At 72.3% G+C, this 14,439-nt stretch carries 15 protein-coding genes and 2 tRNA genes; 13 read left to right on the top strand and 4 right to left on the bottom strand.

Annotation, left to right across the window (positions count from 1 at the left end; genetic code table 11):
* Window positions 1-43 precede the first annotated feature (43 nt).
* The 4 genes from AB0G50_RS03875 (at window position 44) to AB0G50_RS03860 (ending at window position 3,312) form a co-directional block, all read left to right on the top strand.
* A complete protein-coding gene (locus AB0G50_RS03875; protein ID WP_360101944.1) occupies window positions 44-2,014 on the top strand; it encodes an acetoacetate--CoA ligase in 1,971 nt (656 codons plus the stop codon).
* Window positions 2,015-2,168: 154 nt separating this feature from the next.
* A tRNA-Ser gene (locus AB0G50_RS03870) sits at window positions 2,169-2,258 on the top strand.
* A gap of 39 nt (window positions 2,259-2,297) precedes the next feature.
* Window positions 2,298-2,370: transfer RNA gene (locus AB0G50_RS03865), tRNA-Arg, on the top strand.
* 357 nt (window positions 2,371-2,727) lie between these two features.
* Window positions 2,728-3,312: a hypothetical protein gene (locus AB0G50_RS03860; RefSeq protein ID WP_360101942.1), complete on the top strand. Its 585-nt coding sequence runs from the start codon at window positions 2,728-2,730 to the stop codon at window positions 3,310-3,312.
* 48 nt (window positions 3,313-3,360) lie between these two features.
* On the opposite strand, the gene AB0G50_RS03855 is transcribed toward AB0G50_RS03860, so the two are convergent.
* Window positions 3,361-3,702 (bottom strand): hypothetical protein, encoded by a 342-nt coding sequence (locus AB0G50_RS03855; protein WP_360101940.1) that lies wholly within the window; start codon window positions 3,700-3,702, stop codon window positions 3,361-3,363.
* A 231-nt stretch (window positions 3,703-3,933) separates the two neighbouring features.
* Between AB0G50_RS03855 and AB0G50_RS03850 the strand changes: the two genes are divergently transcribed.
* The 4 genes from AB0G50_RS03850 to AB0G50_RS03835 all read left to right on the top strand — a co-directional run bounded on the left by AB0G50_RS03850 (window position 3,934) and on the right by AB0G50_RS03835 (window position 6,585).
* Complete coding sequence (locus AB0G50_RS03850; RefSeq protein WP_360101938.1) at window positions 3,934-4,335, top strand: hypothetical protein; 402 nt, start codon at window positions 3,934-3,936, stop codon at window positions 4,333-4,335.
* On the top strand, window positions 4,336-4,548 hold the full coding sequence (locus AB0G50_RS03845) for a helix-turn-helix transcriptional regulator (protein ID WP_360101936.1): 213 nt from the start codon (window positions 4,336-4,338) through the stop codon (window positions 4,546-4,548).
* A 3-nt stretch (window positions 4,549-4,551) separates the two neighbouring features.
* Window positions 4,552-5,502: an NAD(P)-dependent alcohol dehydrogenase gene (locus AB0G50_RS03840; RefSeq protein ID WP_360101934.1), complete on the top strand. Its 951-nt coding sequence runs from the start codon at window positions 4,552-4,554 to the stop codon at window positions 5,500-5,502.
* A gap of 99 nt (window positions 5,503-5,601) precedes the next feature.
* Window positions 5,602-6,585: a GNAT family N-acetyltransferase gene (locus tag AB0G50_RS03835; RefSeq protein ID WP_360101932.1), complete on the top strand. Its 984-nt coding sequence runs from the start codon at window positions 5,602-5,604 to the stop codon at window positions 6,583-6,585.
* Here AB0G50_RS03835 and AB0G50_RS03830 read toward each other — a convergent pair.
* Window positions 6,582-7,394, bottom strand: a complete 813-nt coding sequence (locus AB0G50_RS03830) for a serine hydrolase domain-containing protein (protein ID WP_360101930.1) — start codon at window positions 7,392-7,394, stop codon at window positions 6,582-6,584. The two genes, AB0G50_RS03835 and AB0G50_RS03830, sit on opposite strands and share 4 nt — an antisense overlap.
* A 17-nt stretch (window positions 7,395-7,411) precedes the next feature.
* On the opposite strand from AB0G50_RS03830, the gene AB0G50_RS03825 reads away from it, so the two are divergent.
* Complete coding sequence (locus AB0G50_RS03825) at window positions 7,412-8,311, top strand: ribonuclease Z (protein WP_360101928.1); 900 nt, start codon at window positions 7,412-7,414, stop codon at window positions 8,309-8,311.
* A 54-nt stretch (window positions 8,312-8,365) separates the two neighbouring features.
* On the top strand, window positions 8,366-9,367 hold the full coding sequence (locus AB0G50_RS03820) for an LPXTG cell wall anchor domain-containing protein (RefSeq protein WP_360101926.1): 1,002 nt from the start codon (window positions 8,366-8,368) through the stop codon (window positions 9,365-9,367).
* Here the strand turns inward: AB0G50_RS03820 and AB0G50_RS03815 are convergent.
* Entirely contained in the window at window positions 9,348-10,163 is an 816-nt protein-coding gene (locus AB0G50_RS03815; protein ID WP_360101924.1) for an NAD-dependent epimerase/dehydratase family protein, read from the bottom strand. The genes AB0G50_RS03820 and AB0G50_RS03815 overlap by 20 nt on opposite strands.
* Window positions 10,164-10,332: 169 nt before the next feature.
* Here AB0G50_RS03815 and AB0G50_RS03810 point away from each other — a divergent pair, with 169 nt between their 5' ends.
* Window positions 10,333-10,569, top strand: a complete 237-nt coding sequence (locus tag AB0G50_RS03810) for a hypothetical protein (protein ID WP_360101922.1) — start codon at window positions 10,333-10,335, stop codon at window positions 10,567-10,569.
* Window positions 10,570-10,719: 150 nt separating this feature from the next.
* Window positions 10,720-12,156: a hypothetical protein gene (locus AB0G50_RS03805; protein WP_360101920.1), complete on the top strand. Its 1,437-nt coding sequence runs from the start codon at window positions 10,720-10,722 to the stop codon at window positions 12,154-12,156.
* A gap of 37 nt (window positions 12,157-12,193) precedes the next feature.
* Here the strand turns inward: AB0G50_RS03805 and AB0G50_RS03800 are convergent, their stop codons facing one another.
* On the bottom strand, window positions 12,194-12,955 hold the full coding sequence (locus AB0G50_RS03800) for a hypothetical protein (protein WP_360101918.1): 762 nt from the start codon (window positions 12,953-12,955) through the stop codon (window positions 12,194-12,196).
* Between the two features lie 36 nt (window positions 12,956-12,991).
* Here AB0G50_RS03800 and AB0G50_RS03795 point away from each other — a divergent pair, with 36 nt between their 5' ends.
* Entirely contained in the window at window positions 12,992-14,200 is a 1,209-nt protein-coding gene (locus AB0G50_RS03795) for a DNA cytosine methyltransferase (protein WP_360101916.1), read from the top strand.
* Window positions 14,201-14,439: the final 239 nt, after the last annotated feature.

Below are 14,439 nucleotides of genomic sequence, written 5' to 3'. Positions count from 1 at the left end.
CAACTGTGGTTCCCGGGCGGTTCTTCGGCTAGGAACTTCAGGTATGAGCGACACGCGCGCCGGCACCGCCGCCGGCCAGGCAGAACTGCTGTGGCGACCCGACCCCGACCGGGTCGCGGCCACCCGCATGGCGGCCTTCCGCTCCTGGCTGCACGAGACCAAGGGCCTGGAGTTCGGCGACTACCCGTCGCTGTGGGAGTGGTCGACCTCGGACCTGGAGGGGTTCTGGGGCGCGATCGCGGAGTTCTTCGAGGTCGAGTTCCACACGCCGCCGGAGCGGGTGCTGCCCGAGGCCGTGATGCCCGGCGCGCGCTGGTTCCCCGGCGCCACCCTGAACTACGCCGAGCACGCGCTGCGCCGGGACACCGACGAGGTCGCCGTGGTCTTCCACCGCGAGGACGGCGAGTCGTCCCGGCTGACCTACGCGCAGCTGCGCCGCCGGGTCGCGGCCGTGCGCGCCGGGTTCCGGTCGCTGGGCGTGGGCCGGGGTGACCGCGTGGTCGCCCTGGTGCCGAACTCGCCGGAGGCGCTGATCGCGTTCCTGGCCGCCGCGTCGCTGGGCGCCACCTGGTCGTCGTGCTCGCCCGACTTCGGCGCGCGCGCCATCGCCGACCGGTTCGCCCAGATCTCGCCGACCGTGCTCGTCGCCGTCGACGGGTACCGGTACAACGGGCGCGGCTTCGACGTGCGGCCGACCGTGGAGCAGCTGCGCGAGCAGATCCCGTCGCTCGCGGCCACCGTGCTGGTGGACTACCTGGGCGGCACGCTGCCCGGCACGGTGGCGTGGGACTCGTTGCTGACCGATTTCGCCGACGCGCCGCTGGAGTTCGAGCCGGTGCCGTTCGACCACCCGCTGTGGGTGCTGTACTCGTCGGGCACCACGGGGCTGCCCAAGGGGATCGTGCAGGGGCACGGCGGGATCCTGTTGGAACACCTGAAGATGCTGGCGCTGCACAGCGATCTCGGTCCGGGCGACCGGTTCTTCTGGTTCACCACCACCGGCTGGATGATGTGGAACTTCCTGGTGTCCGGCCTGCTGGTCGGCACCACCGTGGTGCTGTTCGACGGCAGCCCGGCGCACCCGGACCTGTCGGTGCTGTGGCGCCTCGCGGCCCGGGAGCGGGTGACGTACTTCGGCACGTCCGCGCCGTACATCCAGTCGTGCCTCAAGGAGGGCCTGGAGCCGGGCGCCGAGCACGACCTGGCCGAGCTGCGCGTGGTGGGCTCGACGGGCGCGCCGCTGACCCCCGAGGGCTTCCGCTGGATCTCCTCCGCCGTCGGTCCGGTGCAGATCGCCTCGGTGTCCGGCGGCACCGACCTGTGCACCGCCTTCGTCGCCGCGTCGCCGGACCTGCCGGTGTGGCTGGGGGAGCTGTCGTGCCGCGCCCTGGGCGCCGCCGTCGAGGCGTACTCCGAGGCGGGCGAGCCGGTGGTGGAGGAGGTCGGCGAACTGGTGCTGACCAAGCCGATGCCGTCCATGCCGGTGCACTTCTGGGGCGACGAGGACGGTTCGCGGCTGCACGAGGCGTACTTCGACACGTTCCCGGGCGTGTGGCGGCACGGCGACTGGATCCGGATCACCGACCGGGGCTCGGCGGTCATCTACGGCCGCAGCGACTCGACCCTCAACCGCGGCGGCGTCCGGATGGGCACCAGCGAGTTCTACCGCGTCGTGGAGGGCGTCGAGGGCGTCGAGGACTCGCTGGTGATCGACACCTCCGGCGCGGGCCAGGCGGACGGCGAGCTGCTGTGCTTCGTGGTGCTGGCGGACGGCGTGACGTTGGAATCCCTGGAGCCGGCCCTGAAATCGGCCCTGCGGACCGAGCTGTCCCCCCGCCACGTGCCGAACCGGTTCGTCGTGGTGGACGAGATCCCGAGGACGCTGAACGGCAAGAAGTGCGAGGTGCCGGTGAAGAAGATCCTCGCCGGCACCCCGGCGGAGAAGGCGGTGAGCCGCGACGCGCTGCGCAACCCGACTTCCCTGGCGCCGTTCCTGGCGCTGGCCGAGCACTGAGACGAACCTCACGATCATGCCCGTGAACCCCCGGTAAACACCGGGAACGCCCCTCTCGCACGTGCCCTGACCAGCCAGGATGCCGTGACGAGGGGGGCGTTTTGCCTCGGCCGGGGTGACCTGTGTAATCTATGCGTCGTAGCCGAGGGCTCCGGGAGGCTTCGCCTAGTCTGGTCTATGGCGCCGCACTGCTAATGCGGTTTGGGTTTATCGCCCATCCCGGGTTCAAATCCCGGAGCCTCCGCAACACCCTGCTATACTGGGGTGACAACTGAACACTGACGCGCCCGTAGCTCAACGGATAGAGCATCTGACTACGGATCAGAAGGTTAGGGGTTCGAATCCCTTCGGGCGCACACGAGCAAGAACAGGGCCCCGTTCCGACATCGGAACGGGGCCCTGTTGCGTCGGGGCCTGGTCCTCCGTCACGCGAACGTCTGCGCGGAGCCGGGCCGTCGGGCGCGGAGATCCTCGTCACCTGGACCCGCTGGGCCGAACCCGGTTGCCGTGCGTCGGGACGGCTCATGGAGTCCCTGCGGATCCGGATGCTTTCCCGGCTTTGTCCGACCGATTCCGGTGCCGGCTTTTGTCCTTTTTCTGGGTCGTTCCTCGTCTGTTTTGGAATGCCCTCGGTCGATACGGTGTGCGCCGCGTCGCCTGAATTCGGCGTGCAATTCCGCGACAGCGGGAATCGATTCGAACGAGGAGGGGCGATGGACCGGTACACGGTGCGGCTCGCGCCGGTGGACGGGCAACCCGGTGTGTTCGTGGTGGCCGACGGCCCCGACGCCCGAGTGCACCGGGTGACGACGACGTTGCGGACCTTCGAGGGGACCGAGGCGTTGCTCGCGCTCGAACTGGACGTCGAGGGGGTGGAGCCGGGGCAGCTCCTGATCTACACGCCCGGCGCGTTCAAGATGGTGCTCAAGGCCTTCCCGAAGGTCTACGACGGGGTGAACTCCGTGCTCAAGGAGATCCAGGCGAAACGGGATCGCGAGGCCGAGGAGGCGGCGGCCGCCGCCGCCGAGTTGGAGAAGCGGGAGGCCGACGGGCTCGCCCGGGTGCCGGAGGAGGCGGAGACCAAGGGCGACTTCGAGCGGGGGCTGGCCGCGATCAGGAAGAAGTGGGAGCAGTCGGCGGTGAAGCGCGCCGCGGTGCTCGCGGTGTTCTCGCTGCGCAAGGAAATCACGCTCATCTTCAACCAGCCCCACGAGGGGTACTACCAGGCCGACCCGGTGCGGCTCGTGGTCAAGGGCGCGGTCCGGGCGGGCGACCTGCGTGTGGACCCCGGCCGGTAGCGGACGCGGCGCGGCAGGTGGTCGGCTGCCGCGCCCCGTCCGCGGGGGTCAGTCGCGGGTTTCGTCGTCCTCGGTGGGCGCGGCGGGTGCGGACGGCGCCGGTGCCTGGCGGGCGCGGTCGGTCGGGGTGTCCGGGTGGAGGAGGTCCACGATCTGGTTCTGCGCCCAGCCCAGCGTGCGGCCGGTCCACGCGGGTGGGTCCGGGAGGGTGGTGACGAGGTCGACCAGGTCGCTGAACTGGTCGCACGCCTCGTCGGCGAGGCCGGACTTGATGTAGTCGTTGAGCAGGTTGACCCTGGATTGCAGTTCGAGTTGGTGGTCCTGGCGTTCCGCGGCGAACAGGACCAGTTTGTGCACTGCGGCGCGGAATCGTTCCAAAGAGTTCGCCATCCGGATCCTCCCCGGTGTTTTCCCATTGGCTTCGACCGTGTCATCGGAGTGCTCCCGGAACCCGTTACGCCGTATTTCTGCGGGTAATTCCGGTCGAGGAATGGCGCATCGTCCGGCACTCGGGTCGGGTACCCGCCAACCGGGTGGCCATGTCAAGAACTCTTGACATGGTGTCAAGCCGACCATACCTTCGCTCATGTCAAGTCTGTTTGACATCGAGGGAGGACGGCCATGTCGTACGAAGAGAAGGGCGCGTGGGTGTACCTGGTGGTCACCGTCGCCGCCTTCGTCGGGTACGCGGTGGTGACACCGCTCCGCGACGGCACGCCCTACGTGGCGAACCTGTTGTGGGCGCTGGGGATCGCCGTCGTCGGCGCGATCGTGCTGCGGGTGCTGGTGGAGGTCGTGCGCCCCAGCGAGCGGCACCGGGCGGACGAGCGGGACCGGGAGGTGCGGCGGCGCGGCGAGTACGTCGGCGGCGTGGTGCTCGGGGTGGCCATGGTCGGCCCGTTCGGGTTGGCGCTCGCCGACCGGCCGCACTTCTGGATCGCCAACGCGATGTACCTGGCGTACGTGCTGGCCGCGGTCGTCGGCACGGCGGTCAAGCTCGTCGGCTACCGCCGGGGGTGGTGAATGGCCACCCGGATCACCAACTCCATCCGCGCGCTGCGGTTCGCGCGCGGCGAGATGACGCAGGCCGAACTCGCCCGCCGGGTGGACGTCACCCGGCAGACCGTCATCGCCATCGAACAGGGTCGGTATTCACCCTCCCTGGAAATGGCCTTCCGCATCGCGCGGGTGTTCGACGTCCCGTTGACCGACGTTTTCCAGTACCCGGAGGAGTGACCGATGCGCGCCATCGTCCAGGAGCGGTACGGCGACCCCGCCGAGGTGTTCGAGATCCGCGAGGTCGACCGGCCGACCCCGCGGGACGGCGAGGTGCTGGTCAGGGTGCACGCGGTGCCCGTCACCGGCACCGACTGGCACCTGTTCCGCGGCCTGCCCTACGCCGCCCGCCCCGCCACCGGGCTCAGACGCCCGCGCAACCGGTTCCCCGGGCTCGAGCTGTCCGGCACGGTCGTGACCGGCGGCGGCGGGTTCGCGGTCGGGGACGAGGTGTTCGGCTGGTGCGCCGGCACGTTCGCCGAGTACGTGGCGGTGCCCGCGAACCAGTTGGCCCGCAAGCCGGACAACGTGACGCTGGACGAGGCCGCGGCCGGTCCGATCGCGGCGTTCACCGCCTACCAGGCCGTCAAGCACGTGGCGGCGGGCGACCGGGTGCTGGTCTCCGGCGCGTCCGGCGGCGTCGGCACGTACGCGGTGCAGTTCGCGAAGGTGGTCGGCGCGCACGTGACCGCCTTGTGCGGCAAGGAGAAGGCCGACCTGGTCGCCGGGCTCGGCGCGGACGTGGTGCTCGACTACCGCGCGTTCGACTACACCGGCCGCGGCTTCGACGTGCTGCTGGACGTCTACGGCAGCCCGTCGGTGCGCCAGTGCCGCGACGTGGTCCGCCCGCGCGGCAAGGTCGTCATGGTCGGCGGCACGGGCGGGAAGTTCTTCATGGGCACCGACCGGTGGCTGCGCGCGCTGGTCCTCGCCCCGTTCCTGGGTTTCACCGCACGCCCGGTCGTGCACCGGGACAGCCACGACGACCTGGTCGCGATCCGGGACCTGGTGGCGGCGGGCGCGGTGCGACCGGTGCTGAGCGGCACCTACCCGTTCGACCAGGCGCCGCAGGCGATCCGGGACGTCCACGAAGGACGGGCGCGCGGTCACGCCGTCGTCCGCGTCGCCCGCTGACCGCATGCCACCCGGTCCGGAATCACCCGGCGACGGCACCCCTACGTGCCGGTAGCGGACAGAATGGCGGGGACGCACGCCACAACCGGGGGGTTTCCAGTGCTGCGCATCGATCCGCTCCACCCGAGCACCGCCGCCGAGTCCGCGCTCGCCGGGTACGCCCGGGTCCTGCGCGCCGCGCGGGCCGTCGACCGACCCGACTTACCCGGGCTGACCGAGGAGGCCGTCCTCGGTCGACTGTCCGGACCGGCCTGCGGTGCCGGTCCGGTGCTGCACCTGGTGGCGCACAAGGAGGACGTCGTCGGCGTCGCCTCCGCGCACTTCCCGTCCGACGTGGAGAACCGCGGCGTGGCGCTCGCCGACGTGCGGGTGCACCCGGGCCACCGGCGCGCGGGCGTGGGCACCGCGCTGCTGGACGCCGTGCTCGCCGCCGCCCGCGAGCGCGATCGCGTTGTGCTGGAAGGGATCCGGGTCGTCAAGGACGGCGCGGGCGAGCGGTGGGCCGCCGCGCGCGGGTTCCACCCGGTCCACCAGGTCGTCGACCAGTCGTTGGTGGTGACCGAAGTGGACCCGGCGCTGTGGGACGTCCGACCGCCCGCCGGTTACCTGATCCGGCACTGGACCGGCGCCGCGCCCGACGAGCTGGTCGCCTCGCTCGCCGCCGCGCGGAGTTCGCTGACCGACGCACCGCGCGGCGGCACGGCCTACCGCGCGCCCACGTGGTCCGCCGGGGCGCTGCGCGCGCAGGAGGCCGAACTGGCCGAACGGGGTGTCGAGCGCCGGGTGGTCGTGGCGGTGCACGAGGCCGTCGGCGAGGTCGTCGCCTTCACCGAGCTGGACGTGCGGCCGCACCGACCGGCCTCGGCCGTGCAGCGGGACACCGCCGTGCTCGCCCGGTACCGGGGTCTCGGGCTCGGAAGGGCGGTGAAGGCGCACCAGTACCGGCTTCTCGTCGCGCAACGACCCGGGCTCGACCGGGTGCACACCACGACCGGCGCGGACAACGCGCACATGATCGGGGTCAACCACCAGCTCGGGTTCACCACCGGCCGCGACCTGCTGACCGTGAACCGCCCGGTTTAGCCGAGTTCGGCGAGCACGGCGTCGGTGAACGGCGTCCAGGCCTCGACCGCCCACGCGCCGAACGCCCGGTCCGTCAGGGTCACGCAGGCCGCGTGGGCGTCGGGGTCGATCCACAGGAACGTGCCGCTCTGCCCGAAGTGGCCGACCGTCCGGGCCGAGCTGGCGGTGCCGGTCCAGTGCGGCTGCTTGGCCGCGCGGATCTCGAAGCCCAGGCCCCAGTCGTTCTCCTTCTGGAGCCCGTAACCCGGCAGCACGCCGCGCAGCCCGGGGAACACGACCGAGGTCGCCTCGGCCACCAGCCCCGCCGACACCAGCTTCGGCCGCTGCACCTCGGCGGCGAACCGGACCAGGTCCGCGACGGTCGAGGTGGCGCCGGCGCCCGCCGAGCCGTCGAGGCTGGTCGACGCCAGGCCGAGCGGCGTCAGCACGGCCTCGCCGAGGTAGTCCGGGAACGCGATGCCGGTCGCCGCGCGCACCGTGTCGGCCAGCACCTCGAAGCCGGTGTTGGAGTAGATCCGCTTCGCGCCGGGCGCGGCCTGGACCTGCTCGGAGTCGAACGCCAGGCCGGAGGTGTGCGCGATCAGGTGCCGGACCGTCGACCCCTCGGGTCCCGCGGGCTGGTCCCACTCGACCGCGCCCTCCTCGACCGCGACCAGCACCGCGTAGGCGGTGAGCAGCTTCGTCACCGACGCCAGCGGGAACCGGCGGGTCACGTCGCCGACCTCGCCCAGCACCCGGCCGTCCGCCGCGACGACGGCCGCCGCCGCGTGGTCGACCGGCCAGTTCGCCACCGTCCGCAAGCTCTCCATGCCGCAGACTCTGCCACGTGTCCCCGCGTGAACTCGTCGTCCTCGGCACCGCGAGCCAGGTGCCCACCCGCACCCGCAACCACAACGGCTACCTGCTGCGGTGGGACCGCGAGGGGTTGCTGTTCGACCCGGGCGACGGCACCCAGCGGCAGATGCTGCGCGCCGGCGTGGCGGCGAGCGACGTGACCCGGCTGCTGATCACGCACTTCCACGGTGACCACTGCCTCGGCGTGCCGGGGGTGGTGCAGCGGCTGTCGCTCGACCGGTGCGCGCACCCGGTGTTCGCGCACTACCCGGCGTCCGGCGAGGAGTACTGGGCGCGGCTGCGGCACGCCTCCTCGTTCTACGACGCGGTCGACCTGCGCGCCGAGCCGGTGACCGGACCCGGGGTGGTCGCGGTCGGTGACTTCGGCACGCTGGAAGCGCGTGAGTTGGACCATTCGCTTCCCTCTTTCGGGTATCGCCTGGTCGAACCGGACGGGCGCCGGATGGTGCCCGAACTGCTCGCCGCGCACGGTGTCTCGGGACCCGCGGTCCGGGCGCTGGAACCGCCCCTGCTGGACCTGGTGAGCGTGCCGCGACCGGGCCAGAAGTTCGCGTTCGTCATGGACACCCGGCTCTGCGACGGGGTCTACGAGCTGGCCGCCGGCGTCGACCTGCTGGTGATCGAGTCGACGTACCTGCACGTGGACGAGCGGTTGGCGGTCGAGCACGGTCACCTCACCGCCCGGCAGGCGGCTCGGGTTGCGCAGGAGTGCGGCGTCCGCAAACTGGTGCTCACCCACTTCTCCCAGCGGTACTCCGAGCCCGCGGCGTTCCACGAGGAGGCGGCCTCGGTGTTCTCCGGCGAGGTCGTGGTGGCCGAGGACTTGCAGCGGATTTCGGTGCCGAGCCGAATCGTCACTCGACAGGCGTAACGCGTGCGCCGTTCGGGCGATGTCACGCGCAGCCTGATGTGATGGAGGTTCGCGTTGTCCCGTTCCTGGCGCCTCGGCGCGGTGGTCGGCCTGCTGTGCGCCGCCCTGCCCGCCCTGTCCTCCGGCACCGCCTCCGCCGCTCCGTCCGACCCCTCGTGCACGCCGGTGACCTGGGACGCGCCGGGATTCGAGTGGCCGCGCAGCGTGGTCGACTCCTACGCCACGTTCGGCGACCTGCACGTGGTGGCGTCGCTGACCGACCCGGCGTCGCGCAACGGCGACGACTCGAACCCGCTGGCCGACTTCGGCGAGGCGGGCGTGCCCGGCTGGGCGAAGCGGGCCTACACCGGCACGCTGGCGGGCTTCGGCCACGGCGTGCTGACGCTGGTGATGAACAGCCTCACCGCGGGCGACGCGCTCGGCCTGACCTTCCGGTTCGACCGGCCGGTGGCGATCCCGGACTTCACCGTCGGGGAGATCGACTCGGTCACCGAGGGCGAGATCTGGCACACCCACGAGGACTTCGTGAAGGTCGAGGCGTTCCGGGACGACGTGCCGGTGACCGTGGCGGTGACGGGCGCGCAGACCCGCGTGTACGCCACGGCCGACCTGGTGACCTCGCTGCGCCTGACGTTCTCCGACGGTCCGCGCGACGCCGAGGCCGACGCCGCGGCCGTCACCTCGGTGGTGTGGCCCGCGCCGGCGACCGCCGTGTCCGACGGCATGGCGATCCGGATCGACGGGTTCACCGCGTGCGACCGGGTGCCGACGCCCACCACGACGACCACGCCCGCGCCGACCACGACCACCGCCGAGCCGACGACCACCGCGACCGGCACCCCCGAGGCCGTGCTGGGCACGTCCGTCGAGGAGCCGCCGACCTCCGCCGACAGCTGGACCTCCGCGCCGGTCACCACCTCGGAGCAGGCCTACGCGGTCCCGGACCAGGGCGGGTTGGCCTCGACCGGCGCGGACCTCGGGTGGCTGCCCGCCGCGGGCGCGCTGCTGGTGGTCGCGGGCGGGCTGCTGCTGGTGGTCAGGCGCCGGGTTCGGTGAGCCACTGGTCCCGGACCACGTCGTCCAGGGCCGAGTCGCGCGGCCGCCAGCCGGTCGCGCGCAACCGGGACGTGTCGGCGCGGAGCTCGGGGATTTCCCCCGGGTTGGCGGGTTTTCGGGTGGCCGGCACCTCGCGGCCGCTGACCCGGGCGACCGAGGCGAGCACGTCGGCCACGCTCGCCGACGTCGCGCCGACGTTGTAGACGCCGTCGCCGGTCGCGAGCACGTGCACGAACGCCCGTGCCACGTCGCGCACGTGCACGAAGTCGCGCACCGCCGTGCCGTCGCCGTAGACGTCCATGCCGGGCAGCCTCCCCGCCGCGACACCGCAGGCCCGGGTGATCACCCTGGTGTCGTCCCGGTCGCCGCCGCCCGCCACGTTGAACAGCCGCAGCACCACGCCGTGCCCGACCCACCGCACGGCCTCCTCGGCGGCGAGCTTCGACGCCGCGTACGGGTTCGCCGGTCGCACCGGGCTGTCCTCGTCCAGCACGCCGCCACCGCCGTACACGCTGCCCGTGGACGCGAACACGAACCGCTCCACCCCGTGCCGCAACAGGTTCAGCGTTCCGCCGACGTTCACGTCGAAGTACTCGCGGGCCCGCTCGACCGACTCGCGCACCCGCGCCAACCCGCCGAGGTGCACCACGCCGTCCACGCCACGCACGCCCGCCCGCACCGCGGCCTCGTCGCGGACGTCGCCCGCGAACCGGACCACCTCGATCCCGGCGCCGACCGCCTCGGCCTCCACGGCCCGCCCGACGTACCCCCGCCACCCGGTCACCAGAACCCGCATGCGGCCCATCCCACCACCCCGGCACCCGGGCGTCCGGACGGAGGCCGGGCAGTGTCCGCCCGGCCTACCGGCGTTCTCCCGAACGGGTGGGTCAAGCCCCGATCTTGGTGAAGTGATTCGTGGAAAATTGACCCTAAAGGTGCGGTGCGGGGTCGCCGATACAACCCAAGTGAGTTACCCGCACCCAGCCACGCCCCGGACCATCGACGGCCCGCTCGCCGAGCACGCCGTGCTGGAGGCCAAGCGGCAGCGGTTCCTGGAGGCCGCCGCGGCGATCGTCGCCGCCGCCGCTCCCACGTCCGTGGAGGACACCCTCCTCGGGCTCACCATCCCGTTCCCCAAGTCCAAGGGAGCCCGGGCTTTCCTGAGCCGGGTTGACCAGGTGCTTCGCGACGCCGCTCGATGATCTCGCGGGGTCGGCCGCGACCCCATCGGCAAGTTTCATCCGGTCGTTGCCCGACCGTGCTGGGACATCCCGCTCGCCTGCCTCTACAGTGCGTGGCACTGGCGCTCGCCAGTTGTCTCGTCTGCTTCTCTACAAAGCGAGTTCTCGGCGATGGATCATGTCCTTTCCGCGCTCACCGAGCGCCTCGGCACGTTGTTCGGCGACCGGCTGGTCGTGCTCGCGGGCGGTACTCGGTTGAGTAGTCGCGTCGGCGAGCTGCACCAGTTGGGCGCCCGTCACACGCTCGTGCTGTCCACGGACGATCACGCGCCGCTCTACGACTCCGAGAGAGCGCGCTGGGTGCCGCTGGGCATCGCGGGCGGCTTCGTCGCGGTCGAGCAGAACCGCCTGACGAAGCTGCTCACGTCGCCGAACCGCAAGGTCCGCGAGGTCCTGCGCGAGTTCGACCCGGAGGGCGAGGCGCTGGTCATCAGCACGCCTTACGTGCACACGCCCGAGTTCGCGGGCCGGCCGGTGCTCAACGCCCGCCGCCCCGAGTGGGTCGAGCTGGAGAACAAGACCACGATCGACGCGCTGTGGGACGAGCTGTCCGCGCCCCGCGCGCCCGCCGTGGTGCTGGACCTGGACTTCGAGGCGCTGTGGGCGGCCACCGAGCAGCTCGACAAGGGCGCCGGCGTGGTGTGGTCCGGCGACGGTCCGGCGATCAACGGCGGCGCGAACTTCGTGCGCCGGGTGCGCGGCCGCGAGGAGGCCCTGGAGGCCTTCGAGGTGCTGGCGCCCAAGTGCGACTTCGTCCGCGTGATGCCGTTCCTGGAGGGCATCCCGGTCAGCGTGCACGGGATCGTGTTCCCGGACGGCACCGCCGTGCTGCGCCCGATCGAGATGGTCGTGCCGCGGCGCGCGGGCCAGGCCCGGTTCCTGTACGCGGGCTGCGCGTCGTACTACGACCCGCCCGCCCACATCCGCGAGGAGATGCGCAACCTGGCCCGCCGGGTCGGCGAGCGCCTCCGGGAGTCCGTCGACTACCGCGGCACGTTCACCCTGGACGGCATCGCGACCGCCGACGGCTTCCTGCCCACCGAGATCAACACCCGGTACGGCGGCGCGATGGTGTGCTTCGAGGACGCCGTCCCGCAGCTGCCGCTGGCCCTGGTGCAGGTCGCCCTGGTCGCGGGCCACGACCTCGGCGTCTCCTCGATCGAGTTCGAGGAGCTGCTGGTCGCCTCGGCCGACGCCTACCGGCACGGCTCGGTCGGCGCGAACGTCCGCGCGGTCAACCCGACCGAGGTCGTGGAGCGGCCGGTCGTGTTCACCGAGTGGTCGTGCCGGTTCGCGCACCCGGAGGAGACCCCGCACGGCGCGCTGCGGCTGCGCCCGTCACCGCTGGGCGCCCGGCTGGAGCTGGACTTCGTGGCCGACGAGCTGGTGCCCGGCCGGCCGGTCGTCGCGCTCACGGTGGCCGCGTTCGCGCTGGCCGACCAGGAGTGGGGCACCGCGATGGGCCCCCTGGAGCCCGCCATCCCGATCGAGGACGACGAGCCCGCGATCCTCGCGCCGGTCGCCGAGCCGACCGCCGTCACGGCCTGACCGGGGGAGTGCCCGCGCGGCACTCCCCACCGGCCCGCTAGTCGCCGTCCGGTTCGCCGTACGCGGCCAGGAAGGCGAACCGCGACCCGATCAGCTGGAGCGTCACCTCGGCCGGCTGGTAGGGCGGGAACGCGCCCTCCTCCAGCTCCCGCAGCACTTCCGGGTGCGCGCGGGCGGTCGCGCGCACCCGCGCGGCGTCGGTGTCCGCGCCGCGGGTCAGGTGCAGCACCACGGCCGCGGCCTCCCCCAGCAGCGGCGGGCACGTGCCGCCGAACGCGATCCCGTGCGCCACGTCCACGATGTGCGCCGGCACGACCTCGGGCACCGCGATCGCCAACGCCATCGAGCACGCCACCTCCGCGCCCGCCAGCGCCTCGAAGACGCCCGGCGCGGCCTTGGCGACCGCGTACCGGGTCTGGGTGATCCAGTCCGGCGCGAGCCGCGGCAGCTCCCGGCCGAGCGGGTTCCACCGCCGGCGGGTGCGGCGGCCGCCGGCGGTGAACCCGGCGCTCGCCAACGCCAGTCGGGCGAGCAGGAAGATCACCCGATCGCGGGACGCCCCGGGCACCTTGTACGACGCTCCGACCTCGGCCAGGAACGGCGCGGCCCACGCGCTCGCCTCGGACACCGTGTCGTCCTCGAGCAGCCTCGCGTCCAGCGCGGAACACGCGTCGAGGTCGCCGCTCGCGGCACGACGCAGCAGGTCGTCGACGCCGGCGCCGCGGTCCAGCCCGGTCCACGGCGCCTTCGCCAAGCCGCGCAACGGGTCCGGTCTGTGCCAGGTGGGTGGCAACTCCATGCGGGGCAAGCTACGACAGGTCGTACGATCACCGCTGTGCGCGCTCCCACTTTCAAGGTCGTGGACCTGTTCTCCGGCGCCGGTGGGATGAGCCTCGGCTTCCAGGCGCACCGCGACTTCACCGTCGTCGGCGCGGCGGACGCGCAGATCGGCAAGCCCTCGTCCCGGCTGGGTTCGTTGCGCTGCAACGGGACCTACCGCGAGAACATCGGCGTCGACCCGCTCCAGGTCGACCTCGGCCGGCTCGACCCCTCGGTGTTGCGCCAGGTCTGGAACCTGCGGCGGGGCGAGCTGGACGTGCTGGTGGCGTGCCCGCCGTGCTCCGGTTTCACCCGGATCAGCCCGGCCAACCACCTGCGCGACGACCCGCGGAACTCGCTGGTCGGCCGGGTCGCCGCGTACGCCGAGGAGTTCCGGCCGCGGGTGGTGCTGCTGGAGAACGCGCGCGAGCTGGTGAAGGGCAAGCAGCGCCACCACCTCGAGGGGTTGGCCGACCAGCTGATCGCGCTCGGGTACGAGGTGGACGCGCGCAAGCACATGCTGTCCAGGTTCGGGTTGCCGCAACTGCGGGAGCGGGCGATGGTCGTCGCGGTCGACACGGGGGTGCCGCTGCGCACGCTGGACGACCTGTGGCACGGCTGGGAGGTGCGCGACGCGGCGGTGACCGTGCGGCGCGCGATCGGCAAGCTGCCGCCCGTCGAGGCGGGCCTCGCGCACCCGGACGACCCGATGCACGTGTCGCCGTCGTTCCGGCGCGACAAGTCGCTGGAGCGGATGCGGGCGATCCCGGCCGACGGCGGGTCGTGGGGCGACCTCGTCGGCGCGTCCGAGGACCTGCTGAACCCGGCGCAGCGCAAGATCATCGACGCGGGCAAGTGGGGTTCGCACCCCGACGTGTACGGCCGGATGTGGTGGGACGAGCCCGCCAGGACGATCAAGCGCGAGTGCGGCCACGTCGGCAACGGCCGGTACGCCCACCCCGACCAGCACCGGCTGTGCACGGTCCGGGAGATGGCGCTGCTCCAGGGTTTCCCGCAGCGGTTCCGGTTCGACGTGTCGGTGATCGGCAACGCCTACCGGCACCTGGGCGACGCCGTGCCGCCGCTGGTCTCCTACCAGCTGGCCGCGCTGGTGAGGTGGATCCTGACCGGCAGCCCGCCGACCGCGAGGGACCTGTGCCTGCCCGGCACGTCGCTGCGGCCGGGCGACATCCGGCCCGCGCTGCCCGCCGACCTGGTCGCGTGATCACCGTTCCGTAACGGTGTGGAGTCGAATCGCTGCACAGCGCGTCACCGCCGGGCCGGTTCGATCATCCACTGTGGACGGTCGACCTGGCCTTCCGGCTGCTCAGCGCGCCGATACGCACGGTATATCCCGTTCTCGTTCGTGGGTAACCCGATCGGCTAAGGTCGCGCCGATTCCTGTCGGTTTGGTGCAGGCGCTTTCTGGTTTCAGCAGCCCGCCGAACGACAGGAACCGCCGCC

The organism is Actinosynnema sp. NPDC020468 (assembly GCF_040642015.1).
GTDB lineage: Bacteria > Actinomycetota > Actinomycetes > Mycobacteriales > Pseudonocardiaceae > Actinosynnema.
This window is presented reverse-complemented; position numbering and strand designations above follow the sequence as displayed.